The sequence below is a fragment of the Bacillus sp. FSL R5-0709 genome, assembly GCF_038004785.1.
In the GTDB taxonomy this organism is placed as follows: domain Bacteria; phylum Bacillota; class Bacilli; order Bacillales; family Bacillaceae_G; genus Bacillus_A; species Bacillus_A mycoides.
The window spans coordinates 279,397-297,930 of sequence record NZ_JBBORT010000001.1 but is presented as its reverse complement, the minus strand read 5'-3'; the positions used below and the strand labels follow the sequence as shown (position 1 = coordinate 297,930).

General features: G+C 42.9%; 7 protein-coding genes, 6 rRNA genes and 1 pseudogene. 8 read left to right on the top strand and 6 right to left on the bottom strand.

Annotated elements, in window-relative coordinates; all coding sequences use genetic code 11:
• Positions 1-71 precede the first annotated feature (71 nt).
• A 16S ribosomal RNA gene (locus MKX37_RS01655) occupies positions 72-1,623 on the bottom strand.
• A 558-nt stretch (positions 1,624-2,181) separates the two neighbouring features.
• Here MKX37_RS01655 and MKX37_RS01650 point away from each other — a divergent pair.
• The 7 genes and pseudogenes from MKX37_RS01650 (at position 2,182) to MKX37_RS01620 (ending at position 7,562) form a co-directional block, all read left to right on the top strand.
• A complete protein-coding gene (locus MKX37_RS01650) occupies positions 2,182-2,895 on the top strand; it encodes a response regulator transcription factor (protein WP_002170136.1) in 714 nt (237 codons plus the stop codon).
• Positions 2,885-3,898 (top strand): sensor histidine kinase, encoded by a 1,014-nt coding sequence (locus MKX37_RS01645; protein WP_016121372.1) that lies wholly within the window; start codon positions 2,885-2,887, stop codon positions 3,896-3,898. The genes MKX37_RS01650 and MKX37_RS01645 overlap by 11 nt, the downstream gene beginning before the upstream one ends.
• A gap of 68 nt (positions 3,899-3,966) precedes the next feature.
• Entirely contained in the window at positions 3,967-4,896 is a 930-nt protein-coding gene (locus MKX37_RS01640; protein WP_002124853.1) for an ABC transporter ATP-binding protein, read from the top strand.
• Positions 4,889-5,626, top strand: a complete 738-nt coding sequence (locus tag MKX37_RS01635) for an ABC transporter permease (RefSeq protein WP_002124852.1) — start codon at positions 4,889-4,891, stop codon at positions 5,624-5,626. Before MKX37_RS01640 ends, MKX37_RS01635 begins: the two co-directional genes overlap by 8 nt.
• 17 nt (positions 5,627-5,643) lie before the next feature.
• A complete protein-coding gene (bacA, locus tag MKX37_RS01630) occupies positions 5,644-6,441 on the top strand; it encodes an undecaprenyl-diphosphate phosphatase (protein ID WP_002124850.1) in 798 nt (265 codons plus the stop codon).
• Positions 6,442-6,865: 424 nt separating this feature from the next.
• Positions 6,866-7,066, top strand: a pseudogene (locus MKX37_RS01625) (peptidase M20); the annotation flags it as partial.
• Between the two features lie 37 nt (positions 7,067-7,103).
• Positions 7,104-7,562 carry an ASCH domain-containing protein gene (locus tag MKX37_RS01620; RefSeq protein ID WP_002010006.1) on the top strand — a complete coding sequence of 153 codons (459 nt, stop codon included), beginning with the start codon at positions 7,104-7,106 and terminating at the stop codon, positions 7,560-7,562.
• Between the two features lie 151 nt (positions 7,563-7,713).
• Here the strand turns inward: MKX37_RS01620 and rrf (MKX37_RS01615) are convergent.
• From rrf (MKX37_RS01615) to MKX37_RS01605, 3 genes are all read right to left on the bottom strand, one after another.
• Positions 7,714-7,829, bottom strand: a 5S ribosomal RNA gene (gene rrf, locus MKX37_RS01615).
• 49 nt (positions 7,830-7,878) lie between these two features.
• Positions 7,879-10,800: ribosomal RNA gene (locus tag MKX37_RS01610) — 23S ribosomal RNA — on the bottom strand.
• Between the two features lie 146 nt (positions 10,801-10,946).
• Positions 10,947-12,498: ribosomal RNA gene (locus MKX37_RS01605) — 16S ribosomal RNA — on the bottom strand.
• The 16S, 23S and 5S rRNA genes sit together here, the layout of an rRNA operon.
• A gap of 2,214 nt (positions 12,499-14,712) precedes the next feature.
• On the opposite strand from MKX37_RS01605, the gene MKX37_RS01600 reads away from it, so the two are divergent.
• The gene (locus MKX37_RS01600; RefSeq protein ID WP_002187500.1) at positions 14,713-15,264 is read left to right on the top strand and encodes a recombinase family protein; all 552 of its coding nucleotides are present in this window, start codon (positions 14,713-14,715) and stop codon (positions 15,262-15,264) included.
• Positions 15,265-15,379: 115 nt separating this feature from the next.
• On the opposite strand, the gene rrf (MKX37_RS01595) is transcribed toward MKX37_RS01600, so the two are convergent.
• Together rrf (MKX37_RS01595) and MKX37_RS01590 are read right to left on the bottom strand one after the other, a co-directional pair.
• Positions 15,380-15,495: ribosomal RNA gene (gene rrf, locus MKX37_RS01595) — 5S ribosomal RNA — on the bottom strand.
• A gap of 49 nt (positions 15,496-15,544) precedes the next feature.
• Positions 15,545-18,466 (bottom strand): 23S ribosomal RNA (locus MKX37_RS01590).
• Between the last annotated feature and the right edge of the window lie 68 nt (positions 18,467-18,534).

Genomic DNA, 18,534 nt, shown 5'->3' with positions numbered 1-18,534 from the left:
TTCTCTCAAAACTGAACGAAACAAAACAAGTCAACGTTTATTGATGAACTGCGTTCATCAATTCTCCATAGAAAGGAGGTGATCCAGCCGCACCTTCCGATACGGCTACCTTGTTACGACTTCACCCCAATCATCTGTCCCACCTTAGGCGGCTGGCTCCATAAAGGTTACCCCACCGACTTCGGGTGTTACAAACTCTCGTGGTGTGACGGGCGGTGTGTACAAGGCCCGGGAACGTATTCACCGCGGCATGCTGATCCGCGATTACTAGCGATTCCAGCTTCATGTAGGCGAGTTGCAGCCTACAATCCGAACTGAGAACGGTTTTATGAGATTAGCTCCACCTCGCGGTCTTGCAGCTCTTTGTACCGTCCATTGTAGCACGTGTGTAGCCCAGGTCATAAGGGGCATGATGATTTGACGTCATCCCCACCTTCCTCCGGTTTGTCACCGGCAGTCACCTTAGAGTGCCCAACTTAATGATGGCAACTAAGATCAAGGGTTGCGCTCGTTGCGGGACTTAACCCAACATCTCACGACACGAGCTGACGACAACCATGCACCACCTGTCACTCTGCTCCCGAAGGAGAAGCTCTATCTCTAGAGTTTTCAGAGGATGTCAAGACCTGGTAAGGTTCTTCGCGTTGCTTCGAATTAAACCACATGCTCCACCGCTTGTGCGGGCCCCCGTCAATTCCTTTGAGTTTCAGCCTTGCGGCCGTACTCCCCAGGCGGAGTGCTTAATGCGTTAACTTCAGCACTAAAGGGCGGAAACCCTCTAACACTTAGCACTCATCGTTTACGGCGTGGACTACCAGGGTATCTAATCCTGTTTGCTCCCCACGCTTTCGCGCCTCAGTGTCAGTTACAGACCAGAAAGTCGCCTTCGCCACTGGTGTTCCTCCATATCTCTACGCATTTCACCGCTACACATGGAATTCCACTTTCCTCTTCTGCACTCAAGTCTCCCAGTTTCCAATGACCCTCCACGGTTGAGCCGTGGGCTTTCACATCAGACTTAAGAAACCACCTGCGCGCGCTTTACGCCCAATAATTCCGGATAACGCTTGCCACCTACGTATTACCGCGGCTGCTGGCACGTAGTTAGCCGTGGCTTTCTGGTTAGGTACCGTCAAGGTGCCAGCTTATTCAACTAGCACTTGTTCTTCCCTAACAACAGAGTTTTACGACCCGAAAGCCTTCATCACTCACGCGGCGTTGCTCCGTCAGACTTTCGTCCATTGCGGAAGATTCCCTACTGCTGCCTCCCGTAGGAGTCTGGGCCGTGTCTCAGTCCCAGTGTGGCCGATCACCCTCTCAGGTCGGCTACGCATCGTCGCCTTGGTGAGCCGTTACCTCACCAACTAGCTAATGCGACGCGGGTCCATCCATAAGTGACAGCCGAAGCCGCCTTTCAATTTCGAACTATGCAGTTCAAAATATTATCCGGTATTAGCCCCGGTTTCCCGGAGTTATCCCAGTCTTATGGGTAGGTTACCCACGTGTTACTCACCCGTCCGCCGCTAACTTCATAAGAGCAAGCTCTTAATCCATTCGCTCGACTTGCATGTATTAGGCACGCCGCCAGCGTTCATCCTGAGCCAGGATCAAACTCTCCAATAAAGTTAGTTTGTCTAGCATCTAAAAATAAAAATTGACGTTCACGTTGTTTGTTTCGTTCAGTTTTCAAAGAACTTGTTTGCCGCTCATTTGCGACTCCCTTATGTTAACATTTTCATATTTCAATGTCAACCAAGTTTTTTTATTTCTTTTGTCGCTTTCTGCGTTGTTGCTATCGGCGACTTGTCCTATACTACACCTCTATATACTAATCGTCAATACCTTTTTACAAAGAAATTTAATTTAGTACCTTTGCACTCTTTTAACTCTAGATAAGGACCTACAAAGATCTCATTAAAATAGAAACCATCGTCTACTTTTCTTTACCAATCTATTCTTCTAAATACTATTCAATTTAGGCACTTCTCTATTTCAAAGGACTCGCTTCCCCCTTCTTACCGAACTCATACAATTGATTCTTTTCAGCTAAACTAGCAACCTTATTTTAACAATTAATAGTATATAATTAGAAAGTTGCTTTATTTTTTATTACCGCTCCCTATTCCCCTTTGTTTATCAAGTTGTAATATCAATAACATTCTATTAGAAACAGGTGACGATATGAAAGATATACGTATTCTTATAGCAGATGACGATAAAGAAATTCGAGACTTATTAAAAAGATATTTAGAACGAGAATTATATATGGTAGATACTGCAATTAATGGCGAAGAAGCGTTGTGCTTATTTAACAAAAATAACTACAACCTCGTTATATTAGATCTTATGATGCCGAAAGTAGATGGTATCGAAGTGTGTAGAAAACTTAGAGATACAACCAACATTCCTATATTAATGCTAACTGCTAAAGATCACGAAGTTGATAAAATTTTGGGCTTAAGCATAGGTGCTGATGATTATATTACGAAACCTTTCAGTATTCACGAAGTGGTTGCAAGAGTAAAAGCTCTTATGCGACGTTTTTTAGTTCTTGGAAGTAACACTAACGTACAAGAGAAAACAGCTTTAACATTTAAAGGACTAACTATCGATTTTAAAAAATACACAGTCCATACGAACGGAAAAGAAATCAACTTAACCGGAAAAGAACTTGAACTATTAAAATTCTTCGCTTCAAACCCAGAGCAAGTATTTACGAAAACACAACTCTTTCGGAATGTATGGGACGATAATTATATAGAAGATGATAATACAGTTATGGTGCATATTAGAAAGCTTAGAAAGAAAATAGAAATCGATTCTTCCAATCCAAAATTCATTCAGACTGTATGGGGAATCGGTTATAAGTTTGTAGGTGAAAAGGTTGAAAAATGATAAGATCCTCATTCTTATTTCATTACAACTTATCATTTGCGGACTTTTAAATATAGATATGGGATACCATGTAAAAATATCTTTATTTATTGCTCTTATCATAATCACAATATATCTTTTCTTTTCAAGAGTTCACTTTATTCAAAGCAACGAATCGATGGTTACTAAATTAAGCCGTGCACTTAAAGGGAATTTACAAACGAGGCTATTCACAAATAACGACCGTTCACTAAATAGTATCGTGTTTTCAATAAACGACTTAATAACTGCATTAGAAAAGGGTCAGATCGAAGCAAGGAAATCCCAAGAAGCTAGAAAACAACTTTTATCTAATATCTCACATGATATCCGAACACCACTTACTTCTATTATTGGATATATTGATGCTTTAAAAGATGATGTCGCTGCTTCTGAAGTAGAAAAGCAAGAATATCTTGAAATACTTTATAAGAAATCGAATGACTTAAAACATCTGGTCGATGAAATCTTTAATATGGCCAAGCTAGATGCTGATGAATTTCCATTAAAAGAAGAAGAACTCGATTTTTCTGAAGTTACTAGAGAAGTATTAATCGAATTTTTACCCGAGCTATCAAAACATAACATTGAACTACAAGTTCTCATACCAGAATCTACTTCCCCTATTATTGCAGATCACCTTAGCCTTATACGAATTATAGGTAATCTAATAAAAAACGCTATCCATCACGGAAAAGCTGGGAAAATAGTAGGAGTCGAACTACTAGAAACCAATACAGAATATGAGCTTCTTATTTGGGACAAGGGACCCGGTATTCCAAAACATGATTTACAAAACGTATTTAAGCGGATGTACCGCAGCGAACAATCAAGAAATCCTTCTTACGGTGGTAGTGGCCTCGGACTTTCTATTTCTAAAGCCCTCGTTGAAAAAAATGGTGGGCGCATATGGGTTGACAGTATTCCCTGGGAACGAACTACTTTTGGTTTTTCCGTCCCAAAACACACTACTTTTAAGAAATAGTTAAGAAATGATTAATATGCAGTTAAACCTTCCTTTTTATTATGTAATTAAGAACTTATAGAAAGTAGGTGCCCCCTATAAATACAATTATAAAAACGACAAACCTTACTAAAGTTTATGGGAACCAAAAGTCAGTAGATAATCTAAATATAAATGTACAGCAAGGAGAGATTTATGGATTCATAGGGCGTAACGGTGCTGGTAAAACAACTACAATCCGTATGCTGCTTAGTCTTATAAAACCTACAAGTGGAAATATAGAAATATTCGGTGAGGATTTACTTCGGAATCCAAAAGAAATTTTAAGAAGAATTGGTTCTATCGTTGAAGTCCCAGGATTTTATGAAAACTTAACTGCAAGAGAGAACTTATTAATTAATGCAAAGATAATTGGAGTTCACAAAAGGAATGCAATTGAAGAAGCATTAGAAATTGTAGGCTTGCAGCACGAAACAAAAAAATTAGTAGGAAAATACTCTTTAGGAATGAAGCAACGCTTAGGAATTGCACGTGCTCTTCTCCATTATCCTGAACTACTCATACTAGATGAACCAACTAACGGACTAGATCCAATCGGTATTAAAGAAATGCGAAAACTCATTAAATCTTTAGCTCAAGACAGAAATATAACGATACTCATTTCTAGTCATATATTAGCTGAGGTGGAACAACTAGTCGATCGTATGGGAATTATTCATGAAGGAAGGTTATTAGAAGAAGTTTCTCTTGATACACTGCGTAAAGCCAATCGTAAGTACATAGAATTCCAGGTAAATAATGATAATAAAGCTGCGATGCTATTAGAAAAGCATTTTCAAATTTTTGATTATGAGGTACATGATGAAGGAAATATTCGCGTTTATTCTCACTTTGGACAGCAAGGACACATTAATAGAACGTTAGTTCGTAATGATGTTGAAGTATTAAAAATTGTGATGAGCGAAGATAGACTAGAAGATTATTTCACCAAACTAGTTGGGGGTGGCGCAATTGGTTAATCTTCTTTATACAGAACTATTAAAATTGAAACGATCCAATATGTTTTTGATTAGTATTATCGGAGCAGGTGTCGCGCCATTTTTAGTGGTTGTAGCTTCTTATATACACATGAAGACAAAGCAACCTACTCCAACTATTTTATTTGGTCAACTGTTCACTGAAGTTAACCTATACACTACTTTAATTATAGGATTCCCCTTATATGGAGTTGTGATTGCTTATCTATTTACCCGTGAATACACGGAAGATACATTAAAAAATTTGCTAACTATCCCAGTATCACGTATTAGCTTTATTATAAGTAAGTTTATCCTTCTATTCCTTTGGATCATGATGCTAACTTTAGTTGCTTGGACGCTAACTTTATTATTAGGGCTAATAGGTAGCTTCCCTGGGTTTAGTATCACCTTACTTTTAGGCTCTCTCATAAAATTTTTAATATGTGGTGGACTTCTCTTTCTTTTGTCTTCACCTATTGTACTACTAACTCTTGTAATGAAGACCTATGTACCGCCTATTATATTAACAATCATTATTACAATGACTAACCTTATGATCGTAAATTCAAAACATAAAGACCTATTCCCATGGACCGCTACTCTAGATATAGCAAATAACGAATTACAACCGACTTATCCATCAGAGTATTCTTATATCATCATTGCAGTAACAGCGATTTTCGGATTTATTACAACACTATTCTATTTTAAAAGGGTGGATATTCATTAATTTATAGGAGTGAAACTATGAGCGATCTTATCATTGCCTTCATACTTGGTATTGTAGAAGGGTTAGCTGAATTTTTACCCATCTCTTCTACTGGCCATCTTATATTAGTCGGACATTTATTAGGTTTTGAAGGAGAAAGGGCAAAAACGTTTGAAATTGTCATACAGTTAGGGGCAATTTTAGCTATCGCGATTTTATATCATAAACGCCTTGTTTCTTTATGTAATATTAAACCCCTTCTACGGAAAGAGAAAAAATTCAATGCATTACATGTTTTTCTCGGTGTATTCCCAGCAGTAGTTGTTGGCCTATTATTACATGATGTTATTAAAACATACTTATTTCAGCCGTATACTGTCGTAATCGGACTTGTAGCAGGAGCAATTCTTATGATTTTTGCAGAAGCAAAAAAAGCAGAGGCAACCGCCTTTTCACTAGATGATTTAACATACCGTCAAGCATTAACAATTGGATTATTTCAATGCTTAGCAGTATACCCTGGCTTCTCTAGAGCGGGCTCTACTATTTCTGGAGGGCTATTAGCAAAAGTAAATTATAAGGCTGCATCTGAGTTCTCTTTTCTCATTGCCATTCCTGTAATGGCCGGAGCTACAGGGTTAGACTTATTAAAAAGTTGGAAGTATTTAAGTGTAGATGATATTCCTATGTTTGCGGTAGGATTCATTACCTCTTTTCTTGTAGCAATGCTAGCGGTAGTAACCTTCCTGAAGCTTTTAGAAAAGATAGGTTTAAAACCTTTTGCATATTATCGTATTTTGTTAGCCATTGTATTTACACTTTTCGTATTGCTATAGCTTCATATAAGTCACATATTATTAAACCGATATTCAAGGAATATCGGTTTTTATCTATTTCACCTCTAGTATTACTCACTTCAATATGGCATAGTGGATAATAGATCAATATTAATAACCAGAATATTCTTTACCTTTAAACAACACTTCATTAAAATATGTAACGTTAAAAGCTATATTTGAAATCCGAACCTAGTAATAGCATTTCTTCTTTATACACATATGCTGAAGTAAAAATAAGCACCTCAATTGATTGAGTCTACCCATTACACCATGATAGAACTAATGTTCTCACTCCTTTGCTATACATCACTTCTTCCTTGTTTCTATATTTATGGAAGCGAAGTACGTGTAGGTGATCGGGCATTGACCCTAACTTTATTGCAGCCCAAATCACAAATAGACTACATAACAACTATATCCATTACCATACGAAACAATTCGAAAATTGAACATCCCGTCTATTAATATGGGCGTCTACGGGGAAAATGGTCATAAATGGACAGAACAAGTTTATAAACCATATTCCTTCAGCGTATTACTTGTATTAATCCGTAATACAACAACCCAGATTTTATATGACTACAAAACTATTACAAATAAGCAAGTTGCTCAAGGCTTATAAAAAAATGAATTTTAACTAAAGTGAGGTAAATATACAAATGAATCCATTAGCACAATCATACTGGGATACTTATTGGGGAAACAATGAAAAACCAGAATCTGTTACAGCTTGGCAATTTGGTGATTCTCCTGATTATCTCGCTCAATTAGTCATTGATGGTGTGAAAACCGCAACATGCTCGGGCCATATTTTTTACGAATTAGAAAATGAACCACTACCAACAACTAACGATTATAGTATTGTACTCAATAGTCAGGATGAACCTGTAGCTATTATTAAGACAATAGAAGTAACTATAATGCCAATGAATGAAGTGACTGAAGAATTTGCTGTAGCTGAGGGTGAAGGCGATCTTACTTATAATTACTGGAGAGACACCCATATACAGTTCTTTACAAAGGAACTAAGCGAACTTGGTCTTAGTTTTTCTGAAGATATGCTGCTCGTTTGCGAACGTTTTAAGCTTATCGATGTAAAAAACAAAGTGAAGCTATGATAAATAACGATTTTACCGGAAGTCCATACTAGATAAATACATTTATTTTTAAACAAATAAGCTGGTTATCAATGGATTTCTTGAGCCATTAATAACCAGCTTATTTCATTAAACACAAAAAAGACGAGTCATTCTGACTCGTCTTAAAGTTGCTTGGCGACGTCCTACTCTCACAGGGACAAGGTCCCAACTACCATCGGCGCTAGAGAGCTTAACTTCCGTGTTCGGTATGGGAACGGGTGTGACCTCTCTGCCATCATCACCAAACTATGAAGGTATATTCCTTCAAAACTAGATAACATTTGCTTCATATTATATGGTTAAGTCCTCGATCTATTAGTATTCGTCAGCTCCACATGTCACCATGCTTCCACCTCGAACCTATCAACCTGATCATCTTTCAGGGATCTTACTAGCTTACGCTATGGGAAATCTCATCTTGAGGGGGGCTTCATGCTTAGATGCTTTCAGCACTTATCCCTTCCGCACATAGCTACCCAGCTATGCCCTTGGCAGAACAACTGGTACACCAGCGGTGCGTCCATCCCGGTCCTCTCGTACTAAGGACAGCTCCTCTCAAATTTCCTGCGCCCACGACGGATAGGGACCGAACTGTCTCACGACGTTCTGAACCCAGCTCGCGTACCGCTTTAATGGGCGAACAGCCCAACCCTTGGGACCGACTACAGCCCCAGGATGCGATGAGCCGACATCGAGGTGCCAAACCTCCCCGTCGATGTGGACTCTTGGGGGAGATAAGCCTGTTATCCCCGGGGTAGCTTTTATCCGTTGAGCGATGGCCCTTCCATGCGGAACCACCGGATCACTAAGCCCGACTTTCGTCCCTGCTCGACTTGTAGGTCTCGCAGTCAAGCTCCCTTATGCCTTTGCACTCTACGAATGATTTCCAACCATTCTGAGGGAACCTTTGGGCGCCTCCGTTACACTTTAGGAGGCGACCGCCCCAGTCAAACTGCCCACCTGACACTGTCTCCCGGGTCGATGAGACCCGTAGGTTAGAATTTCAATACAGTCAGGGCGGTATCCCACCAGCGCCTCCACCGAAGCTAGCGCTCCGGTTTCAATGGCTCCCGCCTATCCTGTACAAACTGTACCAAAATTCAATATCAGGCTACAGTAAAGCTCCACGGGGTCTTTCCGTCCTGTCGCGGGTAACCTGCATCTTCACAGGTACTATAATTTCACCGAGTCTCTGGTTGAGACAGTGCCCAAATCGTTACACCTTTCGTGCGGGTCGGAACTTACCCGACAAGGAATTTCGCTACCTTAGGACCGTTATAGTTACGGCCGCCGTTTACTGGGGCTTCAGTTCAGAGCTTCGCTTACGCTAACCCCTCTCCTTAACCTTCCAGCACCGGGCAGGTGTCAGCCCCTATACTTCGCCTTACGGCTTCGCAGAGACCTGTGTTTTTGCTAAACAGTCGCTTGGGCCTATTCACTGCGGCTTTCCGTTAAGAAAGCACCCCTTCTCCCGAAGTTACGGGGTCATTTTGCCGAGTTCCTTAACCAGAGTTCTCTCGCACACCTTAGGATTCTCTCCTCGCCTACCTGTGTCGGTTTGCGGTACAGGCACCTTTTATCTCGCTAGAAGCTTTTCTTGGCAGCGGGGAATCAAAGACTTCGCTCCATAAGGAGCTTCCCCATCACAGCTCAGCCTTCACGATAAGCGGATTTGCCTACTTATCAGCCTAACTGCTTGGACGTGCACAACCAATCGCACGCTTCTTCTATCCTTCTGCGTCCCTCCATTGCTCAAACGATAAAGAGGTGGTACAGGAATATCAACCTGTTGTCCATCGCCTACGCCTGTCGGCCTCGGCTTAGGTCCTGACTAACCCTGAGCGGACGAGCCTTCCTCAGGAAACCTTAGGCATTCGGTGGACGGGATTCTCACCCGTCTTTCGCTACTCATACCGGCATTCTCACTTCTAAGCGCTCCACCAGTCCTTCCGGTCTGACTTCACTGCACTTAGAACGCTCCCCTACCACTGATACCATTGGTATCAATTCGCAGCTTCGGTGGTGTATTTAGCCCCGGTACATTTTCGGCGCAGAGTCACTCGACTAGTGAGCTATTACGCACTCTTTAAATGGTGGCTGCTTCTGAGCCAACATCCTAGTTGTCTAAGCAACTCCACATCCTTTTCCACTTAATACACACTTTGGGACCTTAGCTGGCGATCTGGGCTGTTTCCCTCTTGACTACGGATCTTATCACTCGCAGTCTGACTCCTAAGGATAAGTCATTGGCATTCGGAGTTTGACTGAATTCGGTAATCCGATGAGGACCCCTAGTTCAATCAGTGCTCTACCTCCAAGACTCTTACACTTAAGGCTAGCCCTAAAGCTATTTCGGGGAGAACCAGCTATCTCCAGGTTCGATTGGAATTTCTCCGCTACCCACACCTCATCCCCGCACTTTTCAACGTGCGTGGGTTCGGGCCTCCATTCAGTGTTACCTGAACTTCACCCTGGACATGGGTAGATCACCTGGTTTCGGGTCTACGACCACGTACTAAACGCCCTATTCAGACTCGCTTTCGCTGCGGCTCCGCCTCTTCAGCTTAACCTCGCACGGGATCGTAACTCGCCGGTTCATTCTACAAAAGGCACGCCATCACCCATTAACGGGCTCTGACTATTTGTAGGCACACGGTTTCAGGATCTCTTTCACTCCCCTTCCGGGGTGCTTTTCACCTTTCCCTCACGGTACTGGTTCACTATCGATCACTAGGGAGTATTTAGCCTTGGGAGATGGTCCTCCCAGATTCCGACGGAATTTCACGTGTTCCGCCGTACTCAGGATACATTCAAGAGAGAACGAAGTTTCGACTACGGGGTTATTACCCTCTGTGACGGACCTTTCCAGGTCGCTTCGTCTACCTCGTTCCTTTGTAACTCCGTATAGAATGTCCTACAACCCCAAGAGGCAAGCCTCTTGGTTTGGGCTAGATTCCGTTTCGCTCGCCGCTACTCAGGAAATCGCATTTGCTTTCTCTTCCTCCAGGTACTTAGATGTTTCAGTTCCCTGGGTCTGTCTTCCATACCCTATGTATTCAGGTAAGGATACCATACCATTACGTATAGTGGGTTTCCCCATTCGGAAATCTTCGGATCAAAGCTTACTTACAGCTCCCCGAAGCATATCGGCGTTAGTCCCGTCCTTCATCGACTCCTAGTGTCAAGGCATCCACCGTGCGCCCTTTCTAACTTAACCAAACTAAAATTAAAAAAATATGAGCTACACTGTTATCTAGTTTTCAAAGAACATACATTTAAACTTGAGAGATAGTTCTCTCAAAACTGAACGAAACAAAACAAGTCAACGTTTATTGATGAACTGCGTTCATCAATTCTCCATAGAAAGGAGGTGATCCAGCCGCACCTTCCGATACGGCTACCTTGTTACGACTTCACCCCAATCATCTGTCCCACCTTAGGCGGCTGGCTCCATAAAGGTTACCCCACCGACTTCGGGTGTTACAAACTCTCGTGGTGTGACGGGCGGTGTGTACAAGGCCCGGGAACGTATTCACCGCGGCATGCTGATCCGCGATTACTAGCGATTCCAGCTTCATGTAGGCGAGTTGCAGCCTACAATCCGAACTGAGAACGGTTTTATGAGATTAGCTCCACCTCGCGGTCTTGCAGCTCTTTGTACCGTCCATTGTAGCACGTGTGTAGCCCAGGTCATAAGGGGCATGATGATTTGACGTCATCCCCACCTTCCTCCGGTTTGTCACCGGCAGTCACCTTAGAGTGCCCAACTTAATGATGGCAACTAAGATCAAGGGTTGCGCTCGTTGCGGGACTTAACCCAACATCTCACGACACGAGCTGACGACAACCATGCACCACCTGTCACTCTGCTCCCGAAGGAGAAGCTCTATCTCTAGAGTTTTCAGAGGATGTCAAGACCTGGTAAGGTTCTTCGCGTTGCTTCGAATTAAACCACATGCTCCACCGCTTGTGCGGGCCCCCGTCAATTCCTTTGAGTTTCAGCCTTGCGGCCGTACTCCCCAGGCGGAGTGCTTAATGCGTTAACTTCAGCACTAAAGGGCGGAAACCCTCTAACACTTAGCACTCATCGTTTACGGCGTGGACTACCAGGGTATCTAATCCTGTTTGCTCCCCACGCTTTCGCGCCTCAGTGTCAGTTACAGACCAGAAAGTCGCCTTCGCCACTGGTGTTCCTCCATATCTCTACGCATTTCACCGCTACACATGGAATTCCACTTTCCTCTTCTGCACTCAAGTCTCCCAGTTTCCAATGACCCTCCACGGTTGAGCCGTGGGCTTTCACATCAGACTTAAGAAACCACCTGCGCGCGCTTTACGCCCAATAATTCCGGATAACGCTTGCCACCTACGTATTACCGCGGCTGCTGGCACGTAGTTAGCCGTGGCTTTCTGGTTAGGTACCGTCAAGGTGCCAGCTTATTCAACTAGCACTTGTTCTTCCCTAACAACAGAGTTTTACGACCCGAAAGCCTTCATCACTCACGCGGCGTTGCTCCGTCAGACTTTCGTCCATTGCGGAAGATTCCCTACTGCTGCCTCCCGTAGGAGTCTGGGCCGTGTCTCAGTCCCAGTGTGGCCGATCACCCTCTCAGGTCGGCTACGCATCGTCGCCTTGGTGAGCCGTTACCTCACCAACTAGCTAATGCGACGCGGGTCCATCCATAAGTGACAGCCGAAGCCGCCTTTCAATTTCGAACTATGCAGTTCAAAATATTATCCGGTATTAGCCCCGGTTTCCCGGAGTTATCCCAGTCTTATGGGTAGGTTACCCACGTGTTACTCACCCGTCCGCCGCTAACTTCATAAGAGCAAGCTCTTAATCCATTCGCTCGACTTGCATGTATTAGGCACGCCGCCAGCGTTCATCCTGAGCCAGGATCAAACTCTCCAATAAAGTTAGTTTGTCTAGCATCTAAAAATAAAAATTGACGTTCACGTTGTTTGTTTCGTTCAGTTTTCAAAGAACTTGTTTGCCGCTCATTTGCGACTCCCTTATGTTAACATTTTCATATTTCAATGTCAACCAAGTTTTTTTATTTCTTTTGTCGCTTTCTGCGTTGTTGCTATCGGCGACTTGTTCTATATTACACCTCTATAAGCTAATCGTCAACACCTTTTTATAAAGATATTTAATTTAATATGTTCACACCATTTTATCCTGCTATTTGCAGACAGTAAGACTCCCACCTCAAAGTTCGGCTGAAGCAAGGAAGTTAGTAGTGAGCCTGACGATCATAAATTCCCGATTAGTAAAGGTTACATAAAAATCCACAAAGATTTTACTAAATAGCAATCATTGTCTACCTCTATCTACTAATCTCCCCTAACAAACCTCTCTATTTCAAGAGGATTATCCCCCGTACATTACTGGGTTCCACAAGAAATTCTTTTCTAGCAACTTCATTTACTCTCCTTATCTTAATTACAATATCTCTTTCTAACAGTACACTCACTCTCCTGAACCACTCATAATAGAATGAACCGAATATAGACTAGATTCAATTAATATTAAAAATTATGATGAGTAAAGGACCATTCGTAGATTATTTCATAAAACCAGTTGGAGATAGAATAATTGGTTCGTTTACAGATTTCACGATACCTTCATAGAAAAACACTTATTGTTTTGATACACGTCAACTATAGACAAGAAAAAGACGCTAAAACATATGAACATGCAGCTGTCATAGCACCGTAGCTCGCGAACCTATACGGTCTATAGTGAGAGTGGTGATGGCACACTACAATCTTGCACGTCAGCGATACCAAAAATGGACTTCGCCTTTGGTAGCAAGAATCACACTGATGTTAATCAGGTTGCCCCTTTAGCAGTGGGAGTGTCAATAAATCCAATATTAATAATTGAAATATACTTTACTGAAGAACCACTTCACTAAAGCATGTAAAGTTACAAGCTATACTGGAAATCCGAACCTAGTATGGCAGCTCTTCTTTAAACACATATGTCCAATAGAAAATAAGCGCCTCAATTGATTGAGTATGTCCATTACACCATTCGAGAACGAATGTTCTATTCTCTTGTTATACACCACTACTTCCTTGCATTTAAGTAATCACACTATAATTTTTCACTTATACTTATCTTCTATATAAAAGCTACAAAATTATAAAATTTAAAGAGTTGTATCCTATATCTATAAGTTTTTCCGTTAGAAGAGCATATAGTTTCATTATTTCCAACCAAATTACAAATAGAGTATATAACTACCTACATTTATTCCCGATGAACCCATTCTTCCTCCAACTTATTTATATCAACGTGATAATAAAGACAAATATGCTGTTCAAATAGCAACCAGTGGCCAACTATACTTTAGTTATCTTATTTATAAGGCTACAAAAAAGGATTCTTATCCAACTACTGGAGGAAACAAGTAGAACTTATAAAGAAGCTGAACACTATGTACAAGAGCAGTTCCAATATTACTACTCATAACTGATCTTCCCGCTCGAAAATTTTCTTGGGAATTTCGTGTAACAAACTATCCAAACTATAAAAAAGATTATAGAGTCTAAACATTAATCCACACATCTTTATCCAAAATGTTATATGCGAAAGTAATACATAAGATTTTCAAGAACTATATTTTGAAATTATCGCCGCTCTTCAAAAGCCAGATTCAGAAAAAAGAACACGCGCTATTATCTTTTTAACTCCACCACTTTCACCATATAACTACTTAAAACAAATAAAGTGAAACTTTAATCAGTGGGGGGATTGTTGATCCCCCACTGATTATTAGCCTTCACCAATCAGGCGTTTACGGGCAACAGGGCTCCCACCTAACTTCTTTGCTCCAGCTGAATTTTGAGATGGGAGTTTTACTGCCCGCAAATAGCGGGATAAATGAAACAAATAGCCTGTTACAATGAACTTTTTTCATGTACCACTATTCGGGTTCACTTCAATTTAACATGTGGTAGCTTCTTTGCTATTCACGAATTAAAGTCATTATCATACAGTATCATCTCATTTCTATAATTATTCAGTTAATTAGTTCAATTATATATCAATAGAGTGTAGGAGACTGATAAAATCATAGTTAAGAGCGTCTCATAAGACTTGTCTCAAAAATGAGGTGATATTTTGCGAAAAATCGGTTATATACGCGTCAGTTCAACTAGCCAGAATCCTTCAAGGCAATTTCAGCAACTGAACGAAATCGGAATGGATATTATTTTTGAAGAAAAGGTTTCCGGAGCAACAAAAGATCGTGAACAACTTCAAAAAATGTTAGAGGATATACAAGAAGGTGACATCATTTATGTTACGGACTTAACTCGGATTACTCGTAGTACACAAGATTTATTTGAATTAATCGATAACATACGGAGTAAAAAGGCAAATTTAAAATCCTTAAAAGATACATGGCTAGATTTATCAGAAGATAATCCCTACAGCCAATTCTTAATTACGGTTATGGTGGGTGTAAACCAATTAGAACGTGATCTTATCCGTATGCGGCAGCGTGAAGGAATTGAACTGGCTAAGAAAGAAGGAAAGTTTAAAGGTCGGTTAAAGAAGTACCATAAAAATCATGCAGGAATGAATTATGCAGTAAAGCTTTATAAAGAGGGAGATATGACTGTAAATCAAATTTGTGAAATTACAAATGTATCTAGGGCCTCATTTATATAAATACGCTTACCTTTAAACAAATAAGCTTGTTATCAATGGATTTCTTGAGCCATTAATAACAAGCTTATTTCATTAAACACAAAAAAGACGAGTCATTCTGACTCGTCTTAAAGTTGCTTGGCGACGTCCTACTCTCACAGGGACAAGGTCCCAACTACCATCGGCGCTAGAGAGCTTAACTTCCGTGTTCGGTATGGGAACGGGTGTGACCTCTCTGCCATCATCACCAAACTGATGAAGGTATATTCCTTCAAAACTAGATAACATTGCTTCATATTATATGGTTAAGTCCTCGATCTATTAGTATTCGTCAGCTCCACATGTCACCATGCTTCCACCTCGAACCTATCAACCTGATCATCTTTCAGGGATCTTACTAGCTTACGCTATGGGAAATCTCATCTTGAGGGGGGCTTCATGCTTAGATGCTTTCAGCACTTATCCCTTCCGCACATAGCTACCCAGCTATGCCCTTGGCAGAACAACTGGTACACCAGCGGTGCGTCCATCCCGGTCCTCTCGTACTAAGGACAGCTCCTCTCAAATTTCCTGCGCCCACGACGGATAGGGACCGAACTGTCTCACGACGTTCTGAACCCAGCTCGCGTACCGCTTTAATGGGCGAACAGCCCAACCCTTGGGACCGACTACAGCCCCAGGATGCGATGAGCCGACATCGAGGTGCCAAACCTCCCCGTCGATGTGGACTCTTGGGGGAGATAAGCCTGTTATCCCCGGGGTAGCTTTTATCCGTTGAGCGATGGCCCTTCCATGCGGAACCACCGGATCACTAAGCCCGACTTTCGTCCCTGCTCGACTTGTAGGTCTCGCAGTCAAGCTCCCTTATGCCTTTGCACTCTACGAATGATTTCCAACCATTCTGAGGGAACCTTTGGGCGCCTCCGTTACACTTTAGGAGGCGACCGCCCCAGTCAAACTGCCCACCTGACACTGTCTCCCGGGTCGATGAGACCCGTAGGTTAGAATTTCAATACAGTCAGGGCGGTATCCCACCAGCGCCTCCACCGAAGCTAGCGCTCCGGTTTCAATGGCTCCCGCCTATCCTGTACAAACTGTACCAAAATTCAATATCAGGCTACAGTAAAGCTCCACGGGGTCTTTCCGTCCTGTCGCGGGTAACCTGCATCTTCACAGGTACTATAATTTCACCGAGTCTCTGGTTGAGACAGTGCCCAAATCGTTACACCTTTCGTGCGGGTCGGAACTTACCCGACAAGGAATTTCGCTACCTTAGGACCGTTATAGTTACGGCCGCCGTTTACTGGGGCTTCAGTTCAGAGCTTCGCTTACGCTAACCCCTCTCCTTAACCTTCCAGCACCGGGCAGGTGTCAGCCCCTATACTTCGCCTTACGGCTTCGCAGAGACCTGTGTTTTTGCTAAACAGTCGCTTGGGCCTATTCACTGCGGCTTTCCGTTAAGAAAGCACCCCTTCTCCCGAAGTTACGGGGTCATTTTGCCGAGTTCCTTAACCAGAGTTCTCTCGCACACCTTAGGATTCTCTCCTCGCCTACCTGTGTCGGTTTGCGGTACAGGCACCTTTTATCTCGCTAGAAGCTTTTCTTGGCAGCGGGGAATCAAAGACTTCGCTCCATAAGGAGCTTCCCCATCACAGCTCAGCCTTCACGATAAGCGGATTTGCCTACTTATCAGCCTAACTGCTTGGACGTGCACAACCAATCGCACGCTTCTTCTATCCTTCTGCGTCCCTCCATTGCTCAAACGATAAAGAGGTGGTACAGGAATATCAACCTGTTGTCCATCGCCTACGCCTGTCGGCCTCGGCTTAGGTCCTGACTAACCCTGAGCGGACGAGCCTTCCTCAGGAAACCTTAGGCATTCGGTGGACGGGATTCTCACCCGTCTTTCGCTACTCATACCGGCATTCTCACTTCTAAGCGCTCCACCAGTCCTTCCGGTCTGACTTCACTGCACTTAGAACGCTCCCCTACCACTGATACCATTGGTATCAATTCGCAGCTTCGGTGGTGTATTTAGCCCCGGTACATTTTCGGCGCAGAGTCACTCGACTAGTGAGCTATTACGCACTCTTTAAATGGTGGCTGCTTCTGAGCCAACATCCTAGTTGTCTAAGCAACTCCACATCCTTTTCCACTTAATACACACTTTGGGACCTTAGCTGGCGATCTGGGCTGTTTCCCTCTTGACTACGGATCTTATCACTCGCAGTCTGACTCCTAAGGATAAGTCATTGGCATTCGGAGTTTGACTGAATTCGGTAATCCGATGAGGACCCCTAGTTCAATCAGTGCTCTACCTCCAAGACTCTTACACTTAAGGCTAGCCCTAAAGCTATTTCGGGGAGAACCAGCTATCTCCAGGTTCGATTGGAATTTCTCCGCTACCCACACCTCATCCCCGCACTTTTCAACGTGCGTGGGTTCGGGCCTCCATTCAGTGTTACCTGAACTTCACCCTGGACATGGGTAGATCACCTGGTTTCGGGTCTACGACCACGTACTAAACGCCCTATTCAGACTCGCTTTCGCTGCGGCTCCGCCTCTTCAGCTTAACCTCGCACGGGATCGTAACTCGCCGGTTCATTCTACAAAAGGCACGCCATCACCCATTAACGGGCTCTGACTATTTGTAGGCACACGGTTTCAGGATCTCTTTCACTCCCCTTCCGGGGTGCTTTTCACCTTTCCCTCACGGTACTGGTTCACTATCGATCACTAGGGAGTATTTAGCCTTGGGAGATGGTCCTCCCAGATTCCGACGGAATTTCACGTGTTCCGCCGTACTCAGGATACATTCAAGAGAGAACGAAGTTTCGACTACGGGGTTATTACCCTCTGTGACGGACCTTTCCAGGTCGCTTCGTCTACCTCGTTCCTTTGTAACTCCGTATAGAATGTCCTACAACCCCAAGAGGCAAGCCTCTTGGTTTGGGCTAGATTCCGTTTCGCTCGCCGCTACTCAGGAAATCGCATTTGCTTTCTCTTCCTCCAGGTACTTAGATGTTTCAGTTCCCTGGGTCTGTCTTCCATACCCTATGTATTCAGGTAAGGATACCATACCATTACGTATAGTGGGTTTCCCCATTCGGAAATCTTCGGATCAAAGCTTACTTACAGCTCCCCGAAGCATATCGGCGTTAGTCCCGTCCTTCATCGACTCCTAGTGTCAAGGCATCCACCGTGCGCCCTTTCTAACTTAACCAAACTAAAATTAAAAAAATATGAGCTACACTGTTATCTAGTTTTCAAAGAACATACATTTAAACTTGA